General features: G+C 58.0%; 20 protein-coding genes and 3 tRNA genes. 11 read left to right on the forward strand and 12 right to left on the reverse strand.

The genetic code is table 11. The features are described 5' to 3' along the window. The first annotated feature begins 36 nt into the window (after window positions 1-36). Window positions 37-846 carry a fumarylacetoacetate hydrolase family protein gene (locus QKB66_RS01870; RefSeq protein WP_201040690.1) on the forward strand — a complete coding sequence of 270 codons (810 nt, stop codon included), beginning with the start codon at window positions 37-39 and terminating at the stop codon, window positions 844-846. Window positions 847-913: 67 nt separating this feature from the next. Here the strand turns inward: QKB66_RS01870 and QKB66_RS01875 are convergent, their stop codons facing one another. Then, on the reverse strand, window positions 914-2,017 hold the full coding sequence (locus tag QKB66_RS01875) for an isochorismate synthase (protein ID WP_414252567.1): 1,104 nt from the start codon (window positions 2,015-2,017) through the stop codon (window positions 914-916). A 120-nt stretch (window positions 2,018-2,137) separates the two neighbouring features. On the opposite strand from QKB66_RS01875, the gene QKB66_RS01880 reads away from it, so the two are divergent. Continuing rightward, window positions 2,138-3,274, forward strand: coding sequence for an alpha/beta hydrolase family esterase (locus tag QKB66_RS01880; protein ID WP_311518013.1), 1,137 nt, complete (start codon window positions 2,138-2,140; stop codon window positions 3,272-3,274). Here the strand turns inward: QKB66_RS01880 and QKB66_RS01885 are convergent, their stop codons facing one another. Genes QKB66_RS01885 through QKB66_RS01915 form a run of 7 tightly spaced genes read right to left on the reverse strand, consistent with a single transcriptional unit; the run spans window position 3,275 to window position 12,164 of the window. After that, window positions 3,275-4,630: a choice-of-anchor M domain-containing protein gene (locus QKB66_RS01885; protein WP_414252568.1), complete on the reverse strand. Its 1,356-nt coding sequence runs from the start codon at window positions 4,628-4,630 to the stop codon at window positions 3,275-3,277. Window positions 4,631-4,645: 15 nt separating this feature from the next. Then, window positions 4,646-5,512, reverse strand: a complete 867-nt coding sequence (locus QKB66_RS01890; RefSeq protein WP_414252569.1) for an anchored repeat-type ABC transporter permease subunit — start codon at window positions 5,510-5,512, stop codon at window positions 4,646-4,648. Next, window positions 5,509-6,249, reverse strand: a complete 741-nt coding sequence (locus QKB66_RS01895) for an anchored repeat-type ABC transporter ATP-binding subunit (RefSeq protein ID WP_414252570.1) — start codon at window positions 6,247-6,249, stop codon at window positions 5,509-5,511. Before QKB66_RS01895 ends, QKB66_RS01890 begins: the two co-directional genes overlap by 4 nt. After that, window positions 6,233-7,168: a choice-of-anchor M domain-containing protein gene (locus QKB66_RS01900; protein WP_414252571.1), complete on the reverse strand. Its 936-nt coding sequence runs from the start codon at window positions 7,166-7,168 to the stop codon at window positions 6,233-6,235. The genes QKB66_RS01895 and QKB66_RS01900 overlap by 17 nt, the downstream gene beginning before the upstream one ends. Window positions 7,169-7,213: 45 nt before the next feature. Then, complete coding sequence (locus tag QKB66_RS01905; RefSeq protein WP_414252572.1) at window positions 7,214-8,698, reverse strand: anchored repeat ABC transporter, substrate-binding protein; 1,485 nt, start codon at window positions 8,696-8,698, stop codon at window positions 7,214-7,216. Then, window positions 8,698-9,798 (reverse strand): choice-of-anchor M domain-containing protein, encoded by a 1,101-nt coding sequence (locus QKB66_RS01910; protein WP_414252573.1) that lies wholly within the window; start codon window positions 9,796-9,798, stop codon window positions 8,698-8,700. The genes QKB66_RS01905 and QKB66_RS01910 overlap by 1 nt, the downstream gene beginning before the upstream one ends. 56 nt (window positions 9,799-9,854) lie before the next feature. Then, complete coding sequence (locus QKB66_RS01915; RefSeq protein ID WP_414252574.1) at window positions 9,855-12,164, reverse strand: choice-of-anchor M domain-containing protein; 2,310 nt, start codon at window positions 12,162-12,164, stop codon at window positions 9,855-9,857. 200 nt (window positions 12,165-12,364) lie between these two features. Between QKB66_RS01915 and gltX the strand changes: the two genes are divergently transcribed. The 4 genes from gltX (at window position 12,365) to QKB66_RS01935 (ending at window position 15,012) form a co-directional block, all read left to right on the forward strand. Further along, window positions 12,365-13,873 carry a glutamate--tRNA ligase gene (gltX, locus tag QKB66_RS01920; protein WP_414252575.1) on the forward strand — a complete coding sequence of 503 codons (1,509 nt, stop codon included), beginning with the start codon at window positions 12,365-12,367 and terminating at the stop codon, window positions 13,871-13,873. A gap of 279 nt (window positions 13,874-14,152) precedes the next feature. Further along, window positions 14,153-14,224 (forward strand) — tRNA-Gln (locus QKB66_RS01925). A gap of 35 nt (window positions 14,225-14,259) precedes the next feature. Then, a tRNA-Glu gene (locus QKB66_RS01930) sits at window positions 14,260-14,332 on the forward strand. A 607-nt stretch (window positions 14,333-14,939) separates the two neighbouring features. Beyond that, a tRNA-Glu gene (locus tag QKB66_RS01935) sits at window positions 14,940-15,012 on the forward strand. Between the two features lie 106 nt (window positions 15,013-15,118). Here the strand turns inward: QKB66_RS01935 and QKB66_RS01940 are convergent. Together QKB66_RS01940 and QKB66_RS01945 are read right to left on the reverse strand one after the other, a co-directional pair. After that, window positions 15,119-15,751, reverse strand: coding sequence for a hypothetical protein (locus tag QKB66_RS01940; RefSeq protein WP_414252576.1), 633 nt, complete (start codon window positions 15,749-15,751; stop codon window positions 15,119-15,121). 105 nt (window positions 15,752-15,856) lie between these two features. Continuing rightward, window positions 15,857-16,147, reverse strand: coding sequence for a hypothetical protein (locus QKB66_RS01945; protein ID WP_083306118.1), 291 nt, complete (start codon window positions 16,145-16,147; stop codon window positions 15,857-15,859). Window positions 16,148-16,348: 201 nt separating this feature from the next. Between QKB66_RS01945 and QKB66_RS01950 the strand changes: the two genes are divergently transcribed. Continuing rightward, the gene (locus QKB66_RS01950) at window positions 16,349-17,152 is read left to right on the forward strand and encodes a S1 family peptidase (RefSeq protein ID WP_248090466.1); all 804 of its coding nucleotides are present in this window, start codon (window positions 16,349-16,351) and stop codon (window positions 17,150-17,152) included. Between the two features lie 105 nt (window positions 17,153-17,257). Here the strand turns inward: QKB66_RS01950 and QKB66_RS01955 are convergent, their stop codons facing one another. Then, window positions 17,258-17,941, reverse strand: a complete 684-nt coding sequence (locus tag QKB66_RS01955) for an IclR family transcriptional regulator (protein ID WP_062035176.1) — start codon at window positions 17,939-17,941, stop codon at window positions 17,258-17,260. Window positions 17,942-17,991: 50 nt separating this feature from the next. On the opposite strand from QKB66_RS01955, the gene leuC reads away from it, so the two are divergent. The 3 genes from leuC to QKB66_RS01970 all read left to right on the forward strand — a co-directional run bounded on the left by leuC (window position 17,992) and on the right by QKB66_RS01970 (window position 21,083). Then, on the forward strand, window positions 17,992-19,413 hold the full coding sequence (leuC, locus tag QKB66_RS01960) for a 3-isopropylmalate dehydratase large subunit (RefSeq protein ID WP_414252577.1): 1,422 nt from the start codon (window positions 17,992-17,994) through the stop codon (window positions 19,411-19,413). A 66-nt stretch (window positions 19,414-19,479) separates the two neighbouring features. Further along, complete coding sequence (gene leuD / locus QKB66_RS01965; protein ID WP_062035172.1) at window positions 19,480-20,070, forward strand: 3-isopropylmalate dehydratase small subunit; 591 nt, start codon at window positions 19,480-19,482, stop codon at window positions 20,068-20,070. A gap of 95 nt (window positions 20,071-20,165) precedes the next feature. After that, a complete protein-coding gene (locus QKB66_RS01970) occupies window positions 20,166-21,083 on the forward strand; it encodes a hypothetical protein (protein WP_414252578.1) in 918 nt (305 codons plus the stop codon). A 60-nt stretch (window positions 21,084-21,143) separates the two neighbouring features. On the opposite strand, the gene QKB66_RS01975 is transcribed toward QKB66_RS01970, so the two are convergent. After that, window positions 21,144-22,142 (reverse strand): bifunctional NUDIX hydrolase/histidine phosphatase family protein, encoded by a 999-nt coding sequence (locus tag QKB66_RS01975; protein WP_414252579.1) that lies wholly within the window; start codon window positions 22,140-22,142, stop codon window positions 21,144-21,146. Between the two features lie 216 nt (window positions 22,143-22,358). Here QKB66_RS01975 and QKB66_RS01980 point away from each other — a divergent pair, with 216 nt between their 5' ends. Continuing rightward, the gene (locus QKB66_RS01980) at window positions 22,359-23,357 is read left to right on the forward strand and encodes an NAD(P)H-dependent glycerol-3-phosphate dehydrogenase (RefSeq protein ID WP_062040993.1); all 999 of its coding nucleotides are present in this window, start codon (window positions 22,359-22,361) and stop codon (window positions 23,355-23,357) included. The last annotated feature ends 2 nt before the right edge of the window (window positions 23,358-23,359 follow it).

A 23,359-nucleotide genomic window follows, 5' to 3' on the forward strand; every position in this document is an offset into this window, starting at 1 on the left:
AACGAGTGAAGAACGCAAATTGGTAGCATGGCCGTTATGCGTTTAGGACGAATAGCTCACCCAGAAGGAATCTGCTTTGCCATCATTGACGGGCCAAAGGATGCCCCACTCGAGGAACTAACAGCAAAGGAGATAGCCGGTACTCCATTTACCACTCCAGAACCGACTGGCCGCGAGTGGAAGCTGAGCGAAGTTCGCCTGCTAGCTCCGACCCTGCCAACCAAGGTTGTAGCGCTTGGCCGAAATTATGCAGACCATGTCGCGGAGGTCTTCAACGAGTCCGCCGAGCACCTCCCGCCGACAATCTTCATCAAGCCTTCCACCGCAGTCGTCGGCCCGAACGTGCCAATCAAGATCCCGGACTTTGCCACCAAGGTGGAGTTCGAGGGTGAGTTGGCCGTTGTGATCTCCAAGGTTTCGAAGAATATCAAGGCTGAGAACTGGAAGGATCACGTCTTGGGCTACGTCATCTGCAATGACGTCTCTTCCCGTGATCTGCAGTTCAAGGATGGTCAATGGGCGCGTGCGAAGGGTATCGATACCTTCTGCCCGTTGGGTCCATGGATTGAAACCGACTTGGACTCATTGAATCTGGATGATCAGAAGATCAATGCTTACCTGACTCATGATGGTAAGCGCGAGCAGAAGCAGGACTCCAACACTGACCAGATGATTGTGAAGATGGGCGGAATTCTCGAGGAAATCTCCGCCTCCTATACTTTGCTGCCTGGTGATGTCATCACAACCGGATCTCCGGCAGGTACCGCACCGATGTTCCCTGGCGATACGATTGAGATCGAGATTCCGGGACTTGGCACGCTTAAGAACCCGATTGAAAAGGCTTAAAACTTAAAGCCTTCGTTGCCTACTCGCGAGGAATTCGAGGAGCATTACTCACAACGCGGACGTGGTTTTAAAGGCCCAACGCCCGCAGAATGGTGCGTAGCTTTGCGGTGGTCTCAGCCAGTTCCTCCTGCGAATTAGAGGACTCGACAATTCCGCCGCCGGCCCACGCGCGGGCGCTAAGGCCGTTGCCGGCTACTTCGGCGCAACGGATGGCCACCATGTACTCGCCGTCGCCGTTGTTGTCGCACCAACCCACGGTGCCCGCGTAGAAGCCGCGATCGGTTTCTGCGGTTTCGATGAGTGCCTGGGCGGCCTCGGTGGGTGTACCACAGATTGCCGGGGTGGGGTGAACCAGCATGGCAAGCTCCAGTGCGGTTAGCTCGGGTTCCTTCAAGGTGCCGGCGATAGGCGTGCCCAAGTGCCACATCTCATTGGTGTTGATCAGTTCCGGGGTGCTCGGTGCGTCGAGAGTGGTGCACAGCGGACTGAGGGTGCGGCGCAGGTGATCGACCACGAAGGCATGCTCGTGGAGATCCTTTGCTGAACGCAGCAGGTCCTGTCCCGCAAGATGGTCGCGGGCTTTGTCAGCTTGGCGTGGCGCGGAGCCCGCCAAAGGGAAAGCGGTGACAGTCGAGCCCTGCTTCTTGACTAGAACCTCTGGGGAGGCGCCGACCAGCGTGGCGCCCTCGCGGCCCGCCGGGGTGAGATCGGCGATGAAGCCGTCACGGTTCGCGGACAGATCGATAAGCCTTGCGGCCACGAGTCGTGGATCGACCGCTTCGGTGAATTCGAGGTCGACGGCGCGCGCTAAGACCACCTTGTCAAGCTTGGAGGTTTGAATCGTGGCAATTGCGGCGTCGACGCGGCGCAGGTGTTCTTCTGGTTCCGGGTCGAATCCGGTAACCCGTGCGTTGAGCGTGCCCTGGCGATAGTAGGCCGGCGGTTCAAGCGGGCCGTCCTCGCGAATGATGGAAGCAGGCTCGGTGAGTGCGGCTGGCTCATCCGTGTTGAATGGCAGCGCGCCGACAATCATCTCCGCGGACTTATCACGCAGTGCGGCGATTGCTTTCTCGACGTCGGTAAAGGTGCGTTGAGAACCCTGTGTGCGTACCGATCCCGTGGCTCGGGAGAGCAAAAAGTCAGGTGCGGTGGCTGGTCTGTTCTCGTGCATGAGAATCAAGCTTACTTCCTTAGAGAAATTTGACAGAATCCCGTGTGTTGAATGAGGTCTGTGTGAAAAGCGTGATTACTGTGTCAACAGTGATCTTTTCCCTACCAAAGGAGTCCCCAGGTGCTTAGCGCCCAAAACTGGATGAATAAGCTTAAACGCTCAGCGGTATCCCTCGCCGCCGCAGCCATCGTCGTCAGCGCGCCTGGTTTCGCCGCCGCTCAGGAAGCGCCTGCTCCGGCACCAGCTCCAGCACCCGTTCCGGCCCCTGCACCAGCTCCAGCCCCCGCTCCTGCTTCTGCGCCAGCCCCGGTATCAGCACCTGCACCTACGGCTGATGGCTCTCATCTGATTCCTGAAGGTGTTAAGGAATCGACCCCGGCTGTATCGCCTGAGCAGGCGACTCAGCCGCAGCTGCCGCCAGAAAATGTTAATCCTGCCGCACCAGCTGAGCCGGTAGTCCCAGCGGACCCGACTGTGAACCCAGTTCAGCCGATTCCAAACGGCCAGATGCGTTCTATCAACATGGAGCACGAGGGCAAGACTCGCCGCTACCTGCTGCGTATCCCGAACAACTACAACCCAGACGTAGCTGCACCGGTACTCTATGGCTTCGGCGGTTGGGAGGATTCCCCAGAGAACTTCTCCAGCTACAACCGCATGGGAAATACTGGCGCCACTAAGGAAGCGATCATCGTTTACCCTGAGGGCTTCGAGCGCGCTTGGGAGGCTGCGCCGTATGCAAAGACTCACGACGGCGAGGATATTCGCTTCATTCAGCGCATCTTGGACGACGTCGACAAGGATTACCGCGTTGACCGCTCCCGCGTTTATGCGATGGGAATGTCCAATGGCGGCGGCTTTACTTCTGTTCTGGGCTGCCACGCGCAGGAGACCTTCGCTGCTGTCGCAACAGTCTCCGGCGCTTTCTATAACCCAGTCGAGGAAAACTGTGTGGACGCCCCGATGCACACCCTCATCATGCACGGAGTGAATGACCGCATGATGCAGTACGAGGGCGGCATCCGCCATGAGGCCGGCTACCTACCGGTTCGTGAGGTTCTTGGCGGCTACCTCAAACGCAACCGTTGCGATATGACTTTCCAGGCTGAGCAGAACGGCCCAATGGCTGAGCGCCTGCGCTTTAACAACTGCCTGAAGAGCGTTGAGCTCCTCAAGGTCAAGGGCGACCACACCTGGTGGTACGAGCCGGACACCTCTAACGAGGTGTGGAACTTCCTTTCTGATAAGCGCAAGTAACTAAAGGATCTGCTGGGTTTGGCCTAGTTCCTGTGACTGATTGTGCTTTGGCTTTCGGAAGAATTGGGCCCAGATAAACAGCCCAGTGCCCAAAAGCAATGCGAATGCACCGATACCGGAGAGAACGCCGGCCCAGAAGTTGAGCATCGGGACGCCATAGCTTAATTCTTGCGCATCCGTTTCTACATAGCCTTGTCCGTCTTCGGCGGCAAGGCTATTTCCATGTCCGGGGCGATGTGCGCTTGCCGACGCCTTCTTCTTTTTCTCTGTTTCCTTTTGTTCGGACTTCGACGGTGCTGACTTGGTTCCTGCGTTAGTGGGTCCTGCCGTATTAGCCGAGCGGACTGCTGGCTTGCTGCCCATAACCGTGCCGCCTGGCGTCGATTGTGGCTGTGGGTTAGCAGCCTTCTTTTCGGTTTGGGCCTTGGTGGTGTCCTTGGCCTTGGACTTGTCCTTGGCCTTGTCTTTGTCTTTTTGCTCGGTCTTGTTCTTGCTTTCAGTCTTGCTTTTGTCGGACTTGGCTTTAGGCGCCTCCGTGGCAACCATCTTGTCGGCCTCGTCGAGGGTCTTATCGAGGGCCTTGTCGAGGGTGCCGATGGCCTTTGCGGTGTCGTTGATGTCAGAGGTCAACTGTCCAGCCTTGCTCTTTGGGCCAGAGTTGCCTGCGGAGCTGTCGCCCCAATCGAGCTCACAGAGCTCTGATTCATCGGTTGAATTGCCCACGAGGAACGGGGCGTCGAGTGAGTGCTCAGAGCCGTCCGGGAGGGTGAAGGTAAAAGTGACGGCGTAAGCGCCTGGCTGGGTGAAGCCGAAATTGACGTGGGTATGGGAGCGTGGGTAATCCCATGTCATGCTCGGGTCTTCGCTATCGAGTGTTAGCTCTGGATCGCTTAAGGGGGGCTTTAGCCAAGCGACGACGCGGCCGCCCTCAGGTGCGTCGTGAAGCTCCATGGATAGCTGAGCGGTTTCATCCTCAGTCATGTTCGAAAGGTGCAGAAGCGAGAAACCGAACCACGGGCGGGAAGGATCCTGGCCTTGGGGAAGCTGCCATGCATCGCCAGAAATGCCGGGGAAGCCTAGCTGGTCGAGAGAATACTTCATGTTGTCGTCGACTACCACGACGAAATCGCGGGAGTCACGCTCGACGTTCTCACCGGTGCTGTCGTCGTCCACGGTAAAGCGCAGCTGGCCGTCGTCGTCGCGCACTGCGACATCCTGGTGGCCGTTTTTGATGTGGTAGCTATCCATCACGGCGCAGGTATCCTCCGCGAAAGCCTGTGGTGCGGAAAGGCCGAGGAAGGTGGCAGCGCCGAGGGCCACGACGGTGCGTGGTACGCGGGAGTGCGAGAAAATCATGTGGGGTAGTCCTCTCTATGAGTTGGTCTTGGATTCGGAAGTCTTCTTCTGAAGAATCGGGGAGATTGCCCATGCCACTAGGAAGAGGGCGGTAAGCACGAGCACGATGGTGGCGCCCGCTGGTAGGTCGATGGCCCACGCCAAGTAGATGCCGGTGAAGCTCGCGAAGATGCCTATGGCACTGGAAGTGAGCATCATCGTGCCCAGCGAGTTGGTTAGCAGGCGGGCAGTAGCCGCGGGAGTGATAAGCAGTGCCAGCACCAGGATGTTGCCGATGGTTCCCACCGAGATGACCACCGCGCCGGTTACGCAGAGGTAGAGCACGATGTCGAGGGCGAAGACGGGAAGGCCCATCGCGCGTGCCGTTTCTTTGTCCAGGCAGTTGGCCGTAAGTTGTGGGCTAAGCAATGCGATGAGGCCCACGATGATCACGGTGACTGCAGCGGCGGTGTAGAGGTCCGCTTTCGATACGCCGGTCAAGGTGCCGAAGAGAAAGCTCGTCAGCGATGCGGTGTAGCCCTCAGTCCGAGAGATGATCACCATGCCAAGGGCAAAGGAAGCCGCGAAGAAGATTCCGATGACGGAGTCGGCGCGCACGCTGCGGCGCTGCGAAAAGCAAGCGATGAGCAATGCTACGACCGTGCCGGCAACCGCCCCGCCCAGCAGGATGGATCCCTGCAGGGCAAAAGCAACCGCCAGGCCCGGGAACACCGCGTGGGAGACAGCATCGCCGATGAAAGCCATACCGCGCAGGACCACGTAGCAGCCCACCACGGCACAGACCACCGCAGACAGCATCGAGATACCCACCGCGCGAGCGAGGAAGTCTAGCTGCGGGTTAGTCAGATCGCTAAAGAAATCAAACAGGGAGACCTCGATCATGCGGCCACCCCAATCGCGGAAAGGAGCGGGGAATCGGTGCTGACGCCGAAGGCGGCGGTCCAGGCGGCGGCGTCGCCAAGCACTTGCTCAGCAGGGCCATCCGCAGTGATTTCCTTATTGAATAGCACCAAGCGCTGGCACGTGTGCGCAGCCTCCGCCAGATTGTGAGTGGACATGATGATGCTCGTGCCACCTGCACAGAGCTCGTCGAAAAGGTAGAGCAATGCTTCCGTATTGGGGGCATCGAGACCCGTGAAAGGCTCATCAAGCAGGAGCACCTGCGGATGTGTGGCTAAAGCGCGCGCGATGAGCACGCGCTGGCGTTGGCCACCGGAAAGCTCAGCGATGGGCCGCTTTGCCAAGTGCGTGAGGTTCGTCAGCTCCAGCGCGCGCTTGGTCGCCGCGTGGTCTTTGGCGCGGGGCCTGCGGAACCACCCAATCAATCCCGTGCGCCCGTTCAACGCCGCCTGATAGACGTTGATGGGAAAATCCCACTCTACGTCGTGACGCTGTGGCACATAACCCACCGACGCCGCGCATTGAATGTGCCCGCTGGCAGGAACCAAGCCCAGGATTGAGCGCATCAACGTCGTCTTGCCGGCGCCGTTGGGTCCCAAAAGACCGATGAATTCGCCAGGGTATACGCGCAGCGATGCATCGTTGATAACGCGGCGCCCGCTCAAGGTCACGCGCACGTGTTCTAGATCTATCAGCGCTTCCTTAGTCTTGGTCGGCATGCTTGCCTTTCTTGCGCGCTGCAAGGATAAGAAGGAAAGCCGAGACAATAAGCACGACTGCGCCGACTCCGAGCAATACCCAAATCCAACCAGCGATGGAGGAAGAGGAGCCTTCTTGAGCAGCCTCTGGATCCCACTCGGTGGCGTTGGCCTCAGTCACGTCGGTCTCTGCTCCAACCGCGAAGGTCAAAATGCCGTCGGTGCTGAAGTCTTCTCCATTTTTGGTCTTTCCCTTAAGGCGGATACCCACCTGGTGGATGCCCGGCTCAGTGAAAACCCAGTTGGCGTGGGTATGGGTGTTGAGGTCTACCCAGAAATCCTCGCGCTGGTTCTTAGCGGTGGACCAGAGCACCTGGGGTGCTTCGAAGCCGCCATTTTGGAGGAAGAGCGAAAACTCGCCCGGGCCGGCGTGGCCGAGGAACTCCATGTTCACGCCGCGGTCGGCGGCATCGATAAGCGAGGGTGCCTGGGTATTCCAGCCCACCCAGGGAACGCCTGCTTGCTCTGTCTGCGGGATGACCCAGACGTTCTCGCCGGCATTGCCGCCGACGAAGCCGAATTGCTCATCGTCTGGGAGCGCGAGTTGGGCTTCGTCGCCTACTTTGAACACGACGTCGTCAAGCTCGCGCCATACGGGTGTGGCTGCGGAATCGTCGCGCGCGAGGAAGTGCGCGCCTTCGCCTGTAAACTGCGCGCCGACGTCCACGTGGCCATGGTCGATGATTGCTTCGGTGCCTGACGGGGCGAATTCCTCGTCGTCTTTGACCACCTGGGCGAGGTCACCAGCCCATGCACTAGGCGCCGGGATGGCGGCAGTTACCAAGACCGCAGCGAGAACGGCCAAGCACGCATAGACCACCGTCGCACTCGCGAGGATGCGACCTAGCGGCCCAGTGGCTTTCGCGGAAGTTGAATTCATTTGTGGATTCCTTGTTTCTCAGAGATTTTCTTTAGGTGTGACTGGTTAGGGCGAAGGGCTAAGGCAGCGGTGGAGCGTCTGCGCATTGACACGCATCATGTCGATGTACGTCGGAGCCTTTTCATCCAACGTGTCGCCGTAGATGGTGCAGACGCGGATTCCTTGTTGCGCGGCTGCCTCGGTGAGCGTTGCCGTGCTTGCTTGCTGTGTTGGCTCTACAAAAACGGCCGGCAGGTGCAGGTTCTCCAACGTCCTGCGCAGCGCAATGACATCGCGCGGGGAGGGCTCGATGGCAGGATTCGGGGTGATAAAGCCTGCGACCTGCATGCCGTAGCCCTGGTCCAGGTAGGCATAGCCGTGATGCGGCGTGACCAGATGGCGCTGGGCCTGCGGGATGGAGGCTATTTGCTCGGCAACGAAAGCGTCGGTCTCCTTCAGCTGCTCGATATACGACGCCGCGCGCTCGCGGTAGGCCGCACCATGGGTAGGGTCTGCCAGCGCGAGGTTATCGGCCACCACCTCGGTTTCTGCGATGACATTGTCGACGTTGTGCCACAGGTGTGGGTCAACCTCGCCATGGATGTGCTTGCCCAGCACGGCTTGTGGCAGGAGATAGGTCTCGCTGCCCGGACGGCCCAAGAAGCGATACGCCGGATTCGGCGGAATCGGCTGCAATGTCGAAGAAGGCAAAGCCACCGCAGTGGTGTTGGGATCGAAGCGGGTGCCGTTGTCCTGCAGATCAATGGACCCCGCTGCGATATTCGCGGTGATGTCCACGTGCCCCTCATCGTGTGTGCTCATTCCTTCTGGGGGATTAACGCCCACGGCGACGGTGATATTTTGCACCGCGGTATCGCCGTCTTCAGAGTGGGCCTTAAACCCAATGCGATAGATACCGGGTTTGGAAAAGCCCCACGAGACATGCGTGTGCGCGTTAGCGGGCAAGCGGGCGGTGTCCTCATGATCGTTGATGCCGTCTGCGCTGTTGAACAGCACCTCCGGCGTACCGAAGGTGGAGACCACGTAAGCTGCCACATCACCGGGACCCTCGGCAGAGACCATGCTGAGCTCCACCGCGTGCGAGTTGGCCGGGGCATCCTGGATGCGCAGTCCCAGCCACACGGTATCGAGGGCAGTGTTTTCCACGAGCGGAACGAGCTTCGCGCCGCGGGTGGAAGCCTGGTCTGCGACCTCGATAACCGGGACATGTGTGGTCTCACGCAAGGTATCCATGAGCCCTTGCGGCTCAAGCAGATAGCCGTTTGCGAACGCGACGTCCGCGTTCGCCGCGTTACGGATGGTGCGCAGCGAAGGCTCAAAGGTATGCGGGTCTTTACCTGCAGGGATAAGGGCGGTGACGTTGGCGTCTTCGCCTGCAACGTGGCTAACGACGTCCGCGAGAATCGGCGTCGTCGCCACGACATTCAGGCCCTCCGGAGCCTGCCCGACACTTGGGGCTGCACAGCCGGCCACGAGAGCCACGGCGCTTAGCGACGACGCGACAGCCCAACGATTGTCTCGGTGCAGCATTAGTCCTGGACCTTCGCCAGTACCCAGCGCATAACACCAAGGCCCAGCATCAACATGCCAACGCCGAGCAACCCCAAGCCCCACGGCAGGTAGTTGGGGGTTTCAACGAAGTCGTCGCCCGCCGATTGCAAAGCCACATCCGAGCCATCTTCCTGCGCACCCGAGTGCGACTTGTGGCCGCGACGCACATGCTTGCGCGACTTTTCGCGGCCGGGCTTGCCCGAAGACTTTGCGTCCGAAGAGTGATTACCTGAGGCCGCACGATTGCCGCTTGCATTGCCACTGCCTAGTGCTCCACCAGCAGAAGACAGGGAACCTGCCGGAGCAGAATGCCCGTCGGACTCGGCATCCGAATCAGTGGAATCGGATTCGCCTTCGACGTCGTCGAAGTCCTCGTCTTCAACGTATTCTCCATCTTCTTCGCCTGCGGCTTCACCATCACCTACGGACCAGGTATAGGTGACCTTGTTACTGGTATCGCCATTAGAAGAAGCCTGCACGGTCATGGTGTAAGTTCCTGGCTCGCTAAACGCCCAGTTGACGTGGCGATGAGCAGGGTAGGGCTGATTGATGACCTCGCTGCTGCGCAGCTCCAAGTCACCGGAGTCAGTAACAGATTCGATGTCACCGAAGCCCGTTGTCTCGAAGATGTAGACCGCACCGGGCCCACTAACATCCACGAAGTTGAAGTCAACGTCCTTGTAGCCTGCTTGCTGTGCCTTCTGGGTATCCCAGCCTGGCCAGATGATGTCCGACTTCTGGGTCTGCGGCAGAAAGTACGTGGGCGTGCCGATGCCGTCCACGCTCTCGGTGGCATCAGACCACGCGTTTTCGTTGACCCGCAACACTACGTCATCGCCGGGACGCTCGACCTCTGAGCCGGTGATGTCTTCCTTCATCGACAGTGAGAGCTGGCCATCCGGCGCAGTGACGTAGAAGGCGTCGACGTGACCGGAATCAAATTCCGTCTCTTGGGCCTGCGCCGCAGCAAGCGGCATCGAAAAGACTACGAGCATCGCCGTAAACAACCAGCTCAGCGTGCGACGGTAAAGCGCAGGCCGAGGTACGACCCGGGACGGCATAGGAGAGAGTGTGTCCATAACTATTTAAGTCCTCTGCAATTAACAAATGCGGTTTAGGAACGGTCAGGGCCCATTTAGCGACCAGTGATTCCCTTCACCCAGTAATCAATCTCCGAGCGGTGATCGTGGATGAAGTTCAGCGCCGCCTGGAAGATGGTCGCCAGCACGAGCGGGAGCACCAGACTCCACGGGTTGAAGGAAGAACCTTCAGCAGAAGAACCCTCCTTCTCTGGCTTCGGTTCTGGCTTGTCTTTAGCGCAGTTGTTGGTGGCCTCGTCGCCGATGGTGAATAGGAGCTCTTGTGGCTCAGATTCGACCTTCTTGCCGTCGGTGGTGGTGGCGGTGTAGGTCACGTCGAACTTGTAGACGCCTGGCTTGCTGAAGGCCCAGTTGGTGTGGGCGTGTGATGCGAAGACGGTATCGATGGTGAAGTCGTCCTTGTTCGAATCCATCAGCACCTTGTTGTCGCGGATTTCGTTGCCGGTGGTCCACATACCAAAGGTGGCGCCTTCCGGCACCTCCTTTGGCTGCAGGTTCAGGTGCACCGTACCGTCCTTGAACTGCGAATAATCAAGCTTCTCAGTGTTGTAGCCCGGCCAGATGATGTCGCGGTTCTGCGTTTGCGGCAAGACATAAGTCTTTTCGCCGACTGGGTTCATGAAGTCGTACTCAGCACCTCCATAATTTTTGGGGCGCTTTATCAGGGCGTTGTCGCGCACGGCAATCACGACGTCGTCAAGCCGGCGCATCACCATCTTGTTTGCACCGATGTTGGTTTCGTCTTTGAGACGCAGATCGAAGTGATCGTCCTTTCGAGTGGCCATGATGTCGATGTGGCCGCGGTTCAGGACGAGCTTTTCGTTGCACGTGGTTGAAGGATCGGCAGCGCCTTCTTCCTTCTCGCCTTCCTCACGCTTGTCGGCGTCCTGGTGCTGTGGGGAAGTACCCAGAGCACCGTCCTTTTCGAAGGTCTTACCGAAGGCATAGGAATCAGCGACGACGACCGAGCCGGACTCCGCTTTGACCGTCGGATGCGGGTTCAGCGTCAACTTGAGCTTGTAGTCGTCATAAAAGGCCGCTTCGTCCACAAGGAACTCGCCGTGGCCGTTGGTAACAGCGCCCGTGAAATCAAGAGTGGCGATATCGCTGTCGGCTTCGTAGAAGCCGCCGCTGATAAAACCATTGAAGTCCTTGTCCTCAGTATCGACGACGACCTTGGATGCAGACTCGCCGACTGACTCGATCTTGGCGTGAAACTTCTTGCTCGTTGGAGTCATCTCCTCCTGCGGCGCAAGCTTGCGCACGTTGTGGGTTTCTTCCCACGCATCGGCAGACTTGGTCGAATCCGTCGAATTTGTTGTGCCTGGAGCGTATTCAACCTGCTCCGAGATCCATCGTGGTTCCGAGCCTTCCGGAGTAAAGACTGCCTGGATGTTGGACTTTTCAGGGCCCAGGAATTCGTCCCACTCGGCCTGGCCGTCGGTTACAGGCAGATCGGTGAGGAAATAGCCGTCGATAAGCAGCGTCAGCGTGCCTGAAGCCTTGTTTTCTGCATTGAAGCTGATAGTGGACAGGTTCTCGTCGCCGTCCTTCTTAGGATTGGACTTCGGAGCAATGTCGAGCTTGTAGCCTGCCGCAGAGGCATCGCCGTCAGTCGCGGCGTCGTAGCGCTCCCGCAAGGAAGGAGTCGGGTTATCGGCAGGCTTCTTGCCTCCTACCTGTAGGGAAGTGGTGGTCGGCTCCGAGGCGACGAGCGTGCCGTCCTTCTTACGCGCGGTGGTGCGGTAGGTGACCTCGTAGCGGCCAGGCTTGGTGAAAAGCGTGTAGTTATGGGTGTGGGAGCCTGCGTGCAGCATCGAAGAATACGCGGAGTTCGACGTGGTGCCGATGAAGCGGTCGAGGCCGCCCTCGGAGTCGCGATACCTGAAAAGCTCGAAATCGCCAGGACCGTCTACCGAGAGGATGTCGAGCGAGGCGAAGTTATCGCGGAAGTCATCTTCAGGCAGCCCGGAATCCGCGCCGAAGCCAAGCCAGATTGGATCGGCGCTGCCCAAGATGTTGGCTGGTGCTGTGTAGTAGGTCTTGTCTGCCTGACCGATGAAGTCGAAAGCGCCGTTGTCTGGCAGAGTGAATTGGTATTGGTTTCTTCCGTCGATATTCCAGCCCTTACCGATCCACGCGACGGTGTCTGCTAGGTCTGTGGTGGTGGAGTTATGCTCAGATTTGAGCGTGAAGTTATCGTCTTCCCAAAATGTTTTGGGGGAATCGACGTGCCCCTGTGTGGCGACTGTCTTTCCGTCGTCGGGTCCGGCGAAGGCCGGTGCCGGGGCGATAAGCGAGAGAGTAGTAAGTATGGCTAGAAAGCGGGTGCGCGTTTGTGCCACAGCGTGGAGACCTTTCTTCAATTCTGATCCAAGGCCTTCACTATAGAAAATAGTTTCCATTTTGTTTAAGCGGTCTGATGTCGATTGTGAAACCGCTGGCAGACACTATTGAATTCTATTTCCATTTACCCTATTTTGGGTGAAGCCGTGGAAGCGGCGGGAGTTGGGTGGTGGCACAGGCCTAAAGGGCCTGCATTACCATGGTGGGCATGACTGAAACTACTTCTGACGTACGCGTACGTTTCTGCCCATCGCCCACCGGCACCCCGCACGTGGGCATGGTTCGTACTGCGCTTTTTAACTGGGCATACGCGCGCCATACTGGTGGCAAGCTGGTTTTCCGCATCGAAGACACCGACGCTGCACGTGACTCTGAAGAGTCTTATCAGGCCATCATTGACTCCCTGAAGTGGCTGGGCATGGACTGGGACGAGGGGGTTGTGACGGGCGGTCCGCACGAGCCTTACCGCCAGTCCCAGCGCATGGACATCTATGCCGATGTCCTGGAGAAGCTGAAGGAAGGTGGCTACGTCTACCCGGCTTATTCCACTGCCGAGGAAGTGGAAGAGCGTCACAAGGCGGCCGGCCGTGACCCGAAGCTGGGCTACGACAATTACGACCGCGATCTCACTGATGAGCAGATCGCTGCATTCGAGGCCGAAGGCCGCAAGCCAGTGTGGCGCCTGCGCATGCCGGAGCAGGATTGGACCTGGAAGGACCTCGTTCGTGGTGAGCTGACCTTCAAGTCTGAGACCCAGCCGGACTACGTCGTTGCACGTTCCAACGGCGCGCCGCTTTACACTCTGGTTAACCCGGTCGATGACGCACTGATGGGCATCACGCATGTTCTGCGCGGCGAGGACCTTCTTTCCTCCACTCCGCGTCAGCTGGCGCTGTACGAGGCGCTGAAGGAACTCGGCATCGCCAAGCAGACCCCGGAATTTGGCCACCTGCCGTTCGTTATGGGCGAGGGGAACAAGAAGCTTTCCAAGCGCGACCCGCAGTCCAACCTCTTTAACCACCGCGACGCCGGCATCATTCCGGAGGGCATGCTCAACTACCTGTCCCTGCTGGGCTGGTCCCTGTCTGCGGATCAGGACATTTTCTCCATGGACGAACTCGTTGCGAACTTCGATGTGGAAGACGTTCTGGGTAACCCGGCTCGCTTTGACCAGAAGAAATTGGAGGCCATCAACGCCGATCACATTCGCCTGCTGGAGCCCGAGGTCTTCGCGCAGCGTCTGCGTGATTACCTGACCGAGTACACCGATTTCCCGGCAGATTATGACGATCAGAAGTTCGCCTTCGTGGCAGACCTGGTGCAGACCCGCATCAAGATGCTTGGCGACGCCTATGGCCTCATGAGCTTCCTGGTTACTCCGGATGCCGAGCTGGAGCTCGACGAGAAGTCCGCAAAGAAGAACCTCAAGGAAGATGCGGTGCAGCCGCTGGAGGTCTCCATTGCGCGCTTGGAGGAGCTGGAGGAGTGGAAGACGGAGGCCATTGAGTCTGTACTGTCCAAGGCCCTCATTGAGGAGCTTGAGCTGAAGCCGCGCAAGGCCTATGGAGCTTTGCGCGTAGCTATCTCCGGCCAGCAGGTCTCCCCGCCACTGTTTGAGTCCATGGAGCTCCTGGGCAAAGAGTCCACCCTCAATCGCTTGCGTGCCGCTCTGGCTGTCACGCCGTTCCAGGCGCCCGCGCAGCAGTAGTGGCAAAGCTGTAGCTACTAGCTAAGCGCTTCTCGTGGCCCCATTCCCGCAATGCGTTGGGAGTGGGGCCGCGTCCGTTTTGGACAGTCGGAAGCGGCGGCTGGCGCAAAGCGCAACGTTGTAATTAGAAAGCGCTAAAACGCACCTTTTAAAGTTCAAAAAGCTGCGATGACGTGGCGATTTGTGTGAAAACCGAAACGGTGGCTATAGTAGTAAACCGTTGCAGCGAGCAACACCGCGGGGTTCGCCTCCAAGGTGGTTAAAAGCTCAAAGTGATGATGGCCTATGGTGTAATTGGCAACACAACGGTTTCTGGTACCGTCATTCTAGGTTCGAGTCCTGGTAGGCCAGCGGTGATACTGCTTGAAGTCGTATCACAGTTCTACGCCCCGTTCGTCTAGCGGCCTAGGACGCCGGCCTCTCACGCCGGTAACACGGGTTCAAATCCCGTACGGGGTACAAATTAAAAATCTCGAAACACTTTCGTTAAAGATTGTGTTTCGAGATTTTTCTTATGTTGGCGGCGCGAACCGGTCCTTGTTTACCCCATACCAGCGCGCTAAATCTCGAGCACTTCTTGTCTTAGGCTTAAGTACCAGGGGAGGGACCACTGGGAAGTTCTCCAAAGTGCTTCCGCGGCTGATATTCGGTGCCTAGACTGCAGATATAAGCAGTTACCGGATGAAAGGAGAGTAGATGGCGGATATTGAAACGCATCATTTTCACCGACGCTACTCTAACGCCTTCGACTAGGCAGCATCGCTAGAATCCATAACTTCCTTTTAAACCAACTCTCGTAGAAGTAGGAGCCTAAAGCGAATGCTGTTAGACGTTAAGCGTCATCCCGAACCCGAGTTGGCACGCTAAATTTCCAGGCTCTGTCTATCAACAGATTGCAAGCGGAATAACCACTGATTCGATCCGCGCCCAGCCTAAGAGAAAGCAAGCTGCTAACCACGCAAGAAAAGCGCCAAAGGGTTCGGGATTTTCTATTGCTAGCAGGCGATTTGTTTAATTGTTTACGCATCGTTTACTCTTAACAAGTCCGCAACGGACAGCTAAGCGAGCCCCGTTCGTCTAGCGGCCTAGGACGCCGGCCTCTCACGCCGGTAACACGGGTTCAAATCCCGTACGGGGTACAAATAGAAAATCTCGAAACACTTTCCAGGTGGTTAGTGTTTCGAGATTTTTGCTTATGGTTTAAAACTCGCGCGTACCGATCGCTGGCGCTTTTGGCTTAACGCCCTAGACGATGAAAACCGTGGCGTTGTTGCCGCCCTTGCAAGTGATCAGCGCGTTTTCGGCCACGGTACAGCTCATCTGGTAAGTCTTGCCGGTTACTGGGCTAGCAACGTTTAAGGAGCCGGGGATATACCCGCGCAGGTCGTCTTCGGGGCTTGGGGTGGCATTGATAAGCGCGCTGGTGGTTTCCTTGGCAAAGTCGCAGCTGGTGTTGGGGCCCGCCATGAGGAAGTTGATGCGGTAACCGTCACCCATCATGCACATCTCGGATGGAGTGCCGTTAACCATCACCTTCGTTCCTGGAGCGTCTCCTGCCTGTACGCCGAGGGAGTCGATGAGATTCTGGCGTGCGTTTTGGTCGGTGACGTGGTTGTTAGCGTTTTCCTGGCCACCACCTTGCGGGGTTGCCTGCTGCGCCACTGTTTGTGGTGCGTTGGGGTCCAGCGTGGGCTGCGGGGCATCGGGGACGGAAGCGCCGTTGGTTTGCTGAAGGGCCTTTAACTCTTCAAAGCTGTTGTTGAAGCTCGGCTCAGCCGGGGTGGGGTGATCGCTCGGAGCGGGGCTGCAAGCCGCAGTAAACCCGCCGGCGAGTGCGATGGTGGCGAGCGTTAGCGGAAGGCGTCGTGAAGCAAACATGCCCTAAGCCTAACGCGGATCGTGTGGCGTATGTTCGAAAAGATTAAAACCGTCACCTCTAAGAAAGAGGTGACGGTTGAGGTAACGGTTATAGTTCGCTACCGATTAGTGGTCATCCCAGTGGCCTTCGTGGGCGGCGTGGCGGTGGCCATCGTGCAGGTAGTCAACATGGTCGCCGTGGGGAACCGCAACGTGGCCGCAGCCTTCACCGTGCTGGTGGTCGTGGTCCGCATGCTCGTGATGTTCAGTGCTCTCGCACTCGTCCCAGTGGCCTTCGTGCTCACGGTGGATGTGGCCATCGTGGAGGTAGTCGGTGTGGTCGCCGTGTGGGAATGCGACGTGGCCGCAGCCCTCGCCGTGGGTGTGTGCGTGGTCTTCGTGGATGGTGTGTGTCATGGTTTCTACTCTTTGTGGGTTGTGCGGTTGCTCCGCGTTTTCAATCTGTTTCCATTAAACAGTGTTTTCATTTCGATTTCAATAAGGCGGCCAAAGTTTTTCAAAACTTTTTCTTTAGTGACGCGCGGGGTGTGGGCGAGGTATGAAAAAACGCTCTCGGCACGCTATGTTGAGGAAGTGATGCAAGGGAGGAAGGGATCTATGCGACTAATGAAGGGGTTTGCTGCCGTTGCTGGCGCAACGCTTGCCCTGCTGGGCGGCCAGGCCGTGGCCCATGCCAATCCGGGGGTTGGTGTGAAGCAAGGGCAAGTAATTCTTACTGCCGAAGGCACTGCTTGCACTGTTGGATACGTGGAAGGTTCGCGTGCTTGGACCTCCGCGCACTGTGGTCTTTCGGGGCAGCAGGTCTACAACGAGTATGGCCAGCACCTGGGTACCCTGCGGTGGTTTAAACCTTCCGGTGCAGCAGAACACGACTTGGCCTATGTGCAGTTTGCGGCCGGCACCTACAGCGAAGGTAATCCGCTCAGTGGCGACGGCATCAATCCGGTTCCGCGTGCCGGCGAGCAGGTCTGTGTAACCGGTCGTCTCAGCGGCAATGATTGCGCGCAGGCGATCGACGGCCCGAAGGACTTCGACGGCATGCACTACGCCACGAACCTGCCCAAGGTAAACGGTGACAGCGGTTCTGGCGTGTTCATGCCGGGCCGTTCGGGCGTCGTTGGAATCTACCAGGGCGGAACCGTGGTCAGCCGCAACGGCAAGCAGGCCTCCTTTACAAACTATGCGCGCATGCCTTATGCCAACGAGTTGGCTGGCCTGCCGCACCAAGGCTTCGTGCCGCGCCGCCCCAACATCGCACCGCCGCGCAACATCGTAGAGGTGCCGGGGGTTGAGCTCCGCAAGGTGGGTGATCAAGCTGAAGGGCTGGCAACCACCAGTAGCGAGGGCTTTGGTATCGATGCGATCCGCGGCATTGCAAATAACTACGGAATCATTATCTAGGCAACCGGGTGTAGGCGGCTGAGGTAGAAAGCCTGCCCTTTAAAAGAAATAAGCCGTCACCTTTTCTGAGGTGGCGGCTTATTCGAAGTTTTATAGATTCATGTCTTATAGGCGGGCAGTGAGTTTCTGCGCGGCGTCGGCAAGCAGCGGGGCGTACTTCTCGGAGGGGGAAGGGCGGAAGCGCTCGGCGGAACCGGACACGGAAATTACCGCGACGAGTGTGCCGGACGGGTCGAAGACTGGTGCAGAGATGGAGGCAAGACCTGCTTCGCGCTCTTCGATGGATTCGGAGTAACCGTTGCTGCGGGCCCTTTCGACGTCCTCGACACTGAAGGTCGCGTTTTCGATATCGATATCTTCGAAGGCGGCGAAGATGCGGGCGGCCGAGCCGGAAGTAAGAGGGAGCTGGCGGCCCACGGGAACCACGTTGTGCAGGCCGGACTCGGGCTCACGGGTGGCAATGCAGGTACGAGAATTGCCCGAGAGCTGATAGAGCTGCACGGATTCGCCAGTGTCTGCGAGCAGCTTGTCCATGATGGGGCCGGCTGCTTCGATGAGATGATCCCGATTGCCCGGGAGTGCGGGCCCGGCGCCCCATTTGCCATCCGGGGTGCGGGTCAAGATGCGGTGAGCCTCAAGCGCGGTGGCGAGGCGGTGCGTGGTTGCCCTAGGCAGGCCGGTGGTTTCACAGAGCTCGTTGAGGTTGGACGGACGGTTGGCGGCTGCCATCATGATGGCGACGGCGCGATCTAAAACCTTAATCCCGGATATTTCGCTATACTCTCCCATATAATGAAATTTACGTTCCAATTCATGAGATTTCAAGCGGAGTGATGAATATGTCGGAAAAACTGACTTTGGCTGAGAAAGTCTGGCGTGATCACGCAGTCCAAAAGGGAAGCGATGGCGCACCAGACCTCATCTATATCGACTTTCAGCTCCTTCACGAAGTTACCAGCCCGCAGGCCTTCGATGGGCTGCGTTTGACTGGCCGTCCTCTTCGCCACCCAGAGCTGCATCTGGCAACGGAGGACCATAACGTTCCAACCCGTGGGATTACCACGGGAAATCTGCTGGAGATTAAGGACGAGGTCTCACGTACGCAGGTCAAGACCCTCCGAGAAAATTGCGAAGAGTTTGGGGTGCGGCTGCATTCAATGGGCGAGGAGCAGCAGGGGATCGTTCACACCGTGGGCCCGCAACTTGGAATTACGCAGCCGGGTATGACCATCGTCTGCGGCGACTCGCATACCTCGACGCACGGTGCTTTTGGATCCATCGCCATGGGCATCGGTACCTCCGAAGTTGAGCACGTTATGGCAACGCAGACGCTTTCTTTAAAGCCATTCAAAACCATGGCTGTAGAGGTAAACGGCGACCTGCCGGAAGGCGTGAGCGCGAAGGACCTGATTTTGGCCATCATTGCCAAGATTGGTACCGGCGGCGGCCAAGGCTACATCATTGAATATCGCGGCGAGGCGATTCGCAACATGTCGATGGAAGCGAGGATGACCATCTGCAATATGTCTATCGAGGCGGGCGCGCGTGCGGGAATGGTCGCTCCGGACGAGACCACATTTGAGTATGTGCGTGGCCGCGAGTTTGCCCCGAAGGGCAGGGACTGGGAAGCTGCCGTGGCCTATTGGAAGACCCTTCCTACCGATGAGGGCGCGCATTTTGATGCGGTCGTGGAAATCGATGCTTCCGAGCTGTCTCCATTTGTCACCTGGGGCACCAACCCGGGCCAAGGCTTGCCATTGAGTGCAAATGTGCCAGACCCAGAGGATATTGGTGATGAGAACCTTAAGGCCGCAGCGCAAAAGGCTCTGGCCTATATGGATCTTGAGCCCGGCATGCCGCTGCGAGACATCAAGATCGACACCGTCTTCTTGGGCTCATGCACGAATGCGCGAATCGAGGATTTGCGCGCGGCCGCCGCGGTGGTTAAAGGAAAACGCATCTATCCCGAGACAAACATGCTCGTGGTGCCCTCCTCTGCCTTGGTCAAAGCCCAAGCTGAAAAAGAAGGCCTCGACACGATTTTCAAGGACTTTGGCGCGCAGTGGCGTACGGCGGGCTGCTCCATGTGTTTGGGCATGAATCCGGATCAGCTAAAGCCGGGGGAGCGCTCTGCTTCGACCTCAAACCGCAACTTCGAAGGCCGGCAGGGCCCAGGCGGGCGCACCCACCTGGTTTCTCCCGCCGTGGCCGCGGCGACTGCGATCTTAGGGCACCTGGCCAGCCCAGCAGACCTTAGCTAGGCCAATCCACCCGTCTCTAGATTCGGTACCAACATCAAACCCTATTAAGCAAAGAAGGCAACCACCATGGAGAAATTTTCTACCCATACCGGCATCGGCGTGCCGCTGCGCGCTTCCAATGTCGATACTGATCAAATTATTCCGGCCCGCTACCTAAAGTCCGTCAAGCGCACGGGCTTTGCCGAGGGACTTTTTTCAAATTGGCGCGCGGATGAAAACTTCGTGCTTAACCGTGAGCCTTTCTGCAACGGCTCGGTGCTTTTCGCAGGCCCCGACTTCGGTACCGGTTCATCGCGCGAGCATGCGGTGTGGGCGCTGCGGGAATTCGGTTTCAAGGCAGTATTTTCCTCGCGCTTTGCGGATATCTTCCGCGGCAACTCCGGCAAGGCGGGGCTGCTCACTGGCATCATGGCGCAGGAAGACATTGAGCTGATATGGAAGCAGCTGGAACAAAACGAGACTTCCGTGACGGTGGACCTGGCGGCGCGACGCTTAAGCGTTGGCGGCAATCAGTATTCCTTCGAGATTGATGACTACACGCGCTGGCGCCTCATGGAGGGACTCGATGACGTAGGGCTGACGCTGCGCAACGAAGACGCGATCACAGACTACGAAGACCGGCGTCCAACTTTTAAACCTTCTGTTGCTTCTTTTTGATAATTGCCAGTCACTTACCCCTGTTGCGTTAACAATCGGTAACAGGACTGATTTTTCTCTAGAAACCTTGCACGCGTCAGAATAGTCTGTGAGTCGTGACTCAAGAATCTGGAAACAATAACGGTTTTAACGCTAACGGTAACTACCCGAACGCTAACCAGAACGACCCGAACAATCCCTTCGGGCAGTCTGGCCAACCTGTTCAGGGCGGACAGCCTAATCCGGGCCTGCCTCCATATGGCGAGTACGGCGAGTACGGCGCACAGGGCGGCGCGGGTTATGCCGGTGCTGGCAACGCCCCTAATGGCAACCAGATGACTGGTCAGTTGCAGGGGCCGCCGCCAAGGTTAGATGCCGGCGACGCCATCGGACAGGGGTTTAAGGGCTTCTTCCGCAATCCTGGACCGTGGATCCTGGCGCCGCTTGCGCATTTCGGCATCATGTTGCTGGTTCTTTTGGTGCCGTTCGGAATTATCCTGGCCCTTTCGCCTAGCAATTCCGCTCCTGATGATCCTGTAAACGTCTGGGGTCCAGTTGCGATGATCGCTTGCGTCGTCCTGTTGGTTCTCTATTCATTCTGGGTGGCTGCGAATAGCTACTGTGCTGCGGCGAAGGAAGCGGACGGCAAACCTGCTAGCTTCGGAGACTTCTTTAAAGGCGGAAATACCTTTGGCGTGCTGTGGCACTACCTCGTGGTACAAATCATCGTGTTTGTGGGCCTTATCCTGCTGATTATCCCAGGTCTGATCGTTGGGTTCTTGCTCTACTTCGTTCCGTTCATCAAGGCGGATAATCCAGAGATGAGCCTCGGTGAAACTTTCCGCACCTCCTTCAATCTGACCAAGAATAACGTTGGCCAGTCCCTTCTTTGCATCATTCTGGGCGGATTGCTCGTTAGCCTGTTGGGATCCATCCCAGTCGTTGGCTATCCGTTCGCGCTTGGCATCCAGGCATTCATCATGATGATCTTCTATCGTCATGCCACTGGCCGCCCGGTTCACCGTTGGGTATAAAACGGCGAAAACCTAAAGAACTCGGATTCCTAAAATAGGATCCGAGTTCAATACGTTTTGCTAGCGAACTGGCAGCGCGCTAGCGAGGTAGTCAGCGCCGGTGAGCACGCCGTTGTTGAAGGAGAGCACCCACACCGAGCCCTTCTTGAAGCGAAGGTTTTCGAAGTCGGTCTTGAGGAACTGTGGCTTTAGGCTTTCGAGAATGCCGGGGATGGTTTCACCTTGGCTGACGATGACCGGCACGCCGCCCTTCGCCACCACCCGTTGGAAGGCTTGCTCGGCAGCTGCGGGGGACTTTTGCCAGCCCTCGTCCCCGAAGTCCTTGTTGACAGCAATGTCGAGCCCGAGTTCATCGGCAAGCGGCGCTGCGGTTTGCTGGCAGCGCTGTGGGCTCGCCGAGTAAATGGCGGTGGGGTGGTAGGGCGAAAGCATCGGAACGAGCATTTCTGCTTGGCGACGCCCCTTTTTATCCAACGGGCGCAGATTATCGTCACCCTCCCAGTTACGACGCTGATGGGCGCGTGCATGGCGCACATAGAGGACGCGGGTGGTGGGAGCCAAGCGCAGGCGCTTCTTGGCCTTAGTTAAAACGTCAGTATCGACGTCATAGGTAAGCAGCTCGCAGGCCTCATCGATGGGCAGCCAGCGCAGCTCATCGGTTTCGCTATTGTCTCCGAAGCTGCCTTTAAGATACTGGGCCAACCAGTAGTAGACCACCTTCGTGCGGCCTTGGACTGGATAGGTGACCTTGCCGATGAGCTTGCCAAGCTTGACGTCATAGCCAGTCTCTTCAAGGATCTCGCGCGCCGCAGTGGTGGGTAGGGACTCACCTGGATCGACCTTGCCCTTAGGCAAAGACCAATCGTCGTAGTGGGGGCGGTGGATTACCGCTACCTCGGGATCCTGCGGATTGCCACGCCACAGCACGGCGCCGGCTGCCAAGGTCGTGCGCTTGAATTCTTTGGCGGGATCGGTAGGAATTTCCTGATGACGGCCCGAGATGAAGACCTCAGACTTTGCGTCTTTGTCTGTCTCATGCATGTTTTTTGCCTTGGGCATTTCGCTCCTTAACAGATGGCTGCGCAGCTTATTTTTAACTATCTTGCGCTCTTTGGGCGCGCTTTGCATCCGCACGCGCCGGTTCTTCGCGTTCGGTTAGCTGAGTATTATTTCACTTACCCCCAGTTGGCCCGCAAGCTGAAAAAGCTTGTCTTTTGTGCGGGTCGGTTGGGCTAATCTAGGTATGTTGCACGAGATACGCAAAGGGGAGAGCTAATGCAAAAGGTTGCAGTAATGGGCGCGGGTTCTTGGGGAACCACCTTGGCGAAAGTCTTCGCTGATGCGGGAAGCGAGGTCCACTTGTGGGCGCGCCGCCCCGAGCTGGCTGAGGCTATTAATACGACGCATATCAACCCTGATTACTTGCCGGGCCTCGAGCTGCCCTCGGGCCTTATCGCGACGTCGGATGCCGCAGCGGCGCTGGACGGTTCCGACATCGTGATTTTCGGTGTGCCCTCGCAGACCTTGCGCAGCAACTTGGAAAAATGGGCGCCCTTGCTGCCTGCTGATTCCACCTTGGTGTCCATCTCGAAGGGCGTGGAGGCAGCAACTCTAAAGCGCATGAGCGAGGTCATCGCTGATGCAACCGGTGTCGATGAATCGCGCATCGCAGTACTTTCCGGCCCGAACCTGGCTAAAGAGGTAGCGGAGGAGCAGCCGGCGGCCACCGTCATCGCGTGCACCGACGAGGAGCGCGCGAAGGCTGTCCAGCATGCTGCAGCCGCTCCGTATCTGCGCCCATATACCAACACCGATGTCATTGGTGCCGAGATCGGTGGTGCCTGCAAGAACGTCATCGCCCTCGCCTGCGGAATGGCCTCTGGTCGTGGCCTGGGCAATAACACTCTGGCCACGATCATCACCCGCGGTCTTGCGGAGATCACTCGCCTCGGCGTGGCTTTGGGTGCTGACCCGTTTACTTTCTCTGGACTTGCTGGCATGGGTGACCTCGTGGCCACCTGTAGCTCGACCCTCTCGCGTAACCGCACCTTTGGTTACCGCTTGGGCCAGGGCGGCACGTTGGAAGAAGCCAAGGCTGCGACGAATGGCCAAGTGGCAGAAGGCGTTATCTCCTCGGATTCGATTTTCCGGCTGGCTCAGCAGGTGGGAGTCGAGATGCCTATTACCCAAGCGGTCTACGGAGTTTGCCACCGCGGCGTCGACGTCGAAGACATGATCGTCGCGTTGATGGGGCGTTCAAAGAAGTCGGAATAGTG

The sequence above is a fragment of the Corynebacterium sp. c25Ua_89 genome, from assembly GCF_047459735.1.
Classification (GTDB): domain Bacteria; phylum Actinomycetota; class Actinomycetes; order Mycobacteriales; family Mycobacteriaceae; genus Corynebacterium; species Corynebacterium simulans.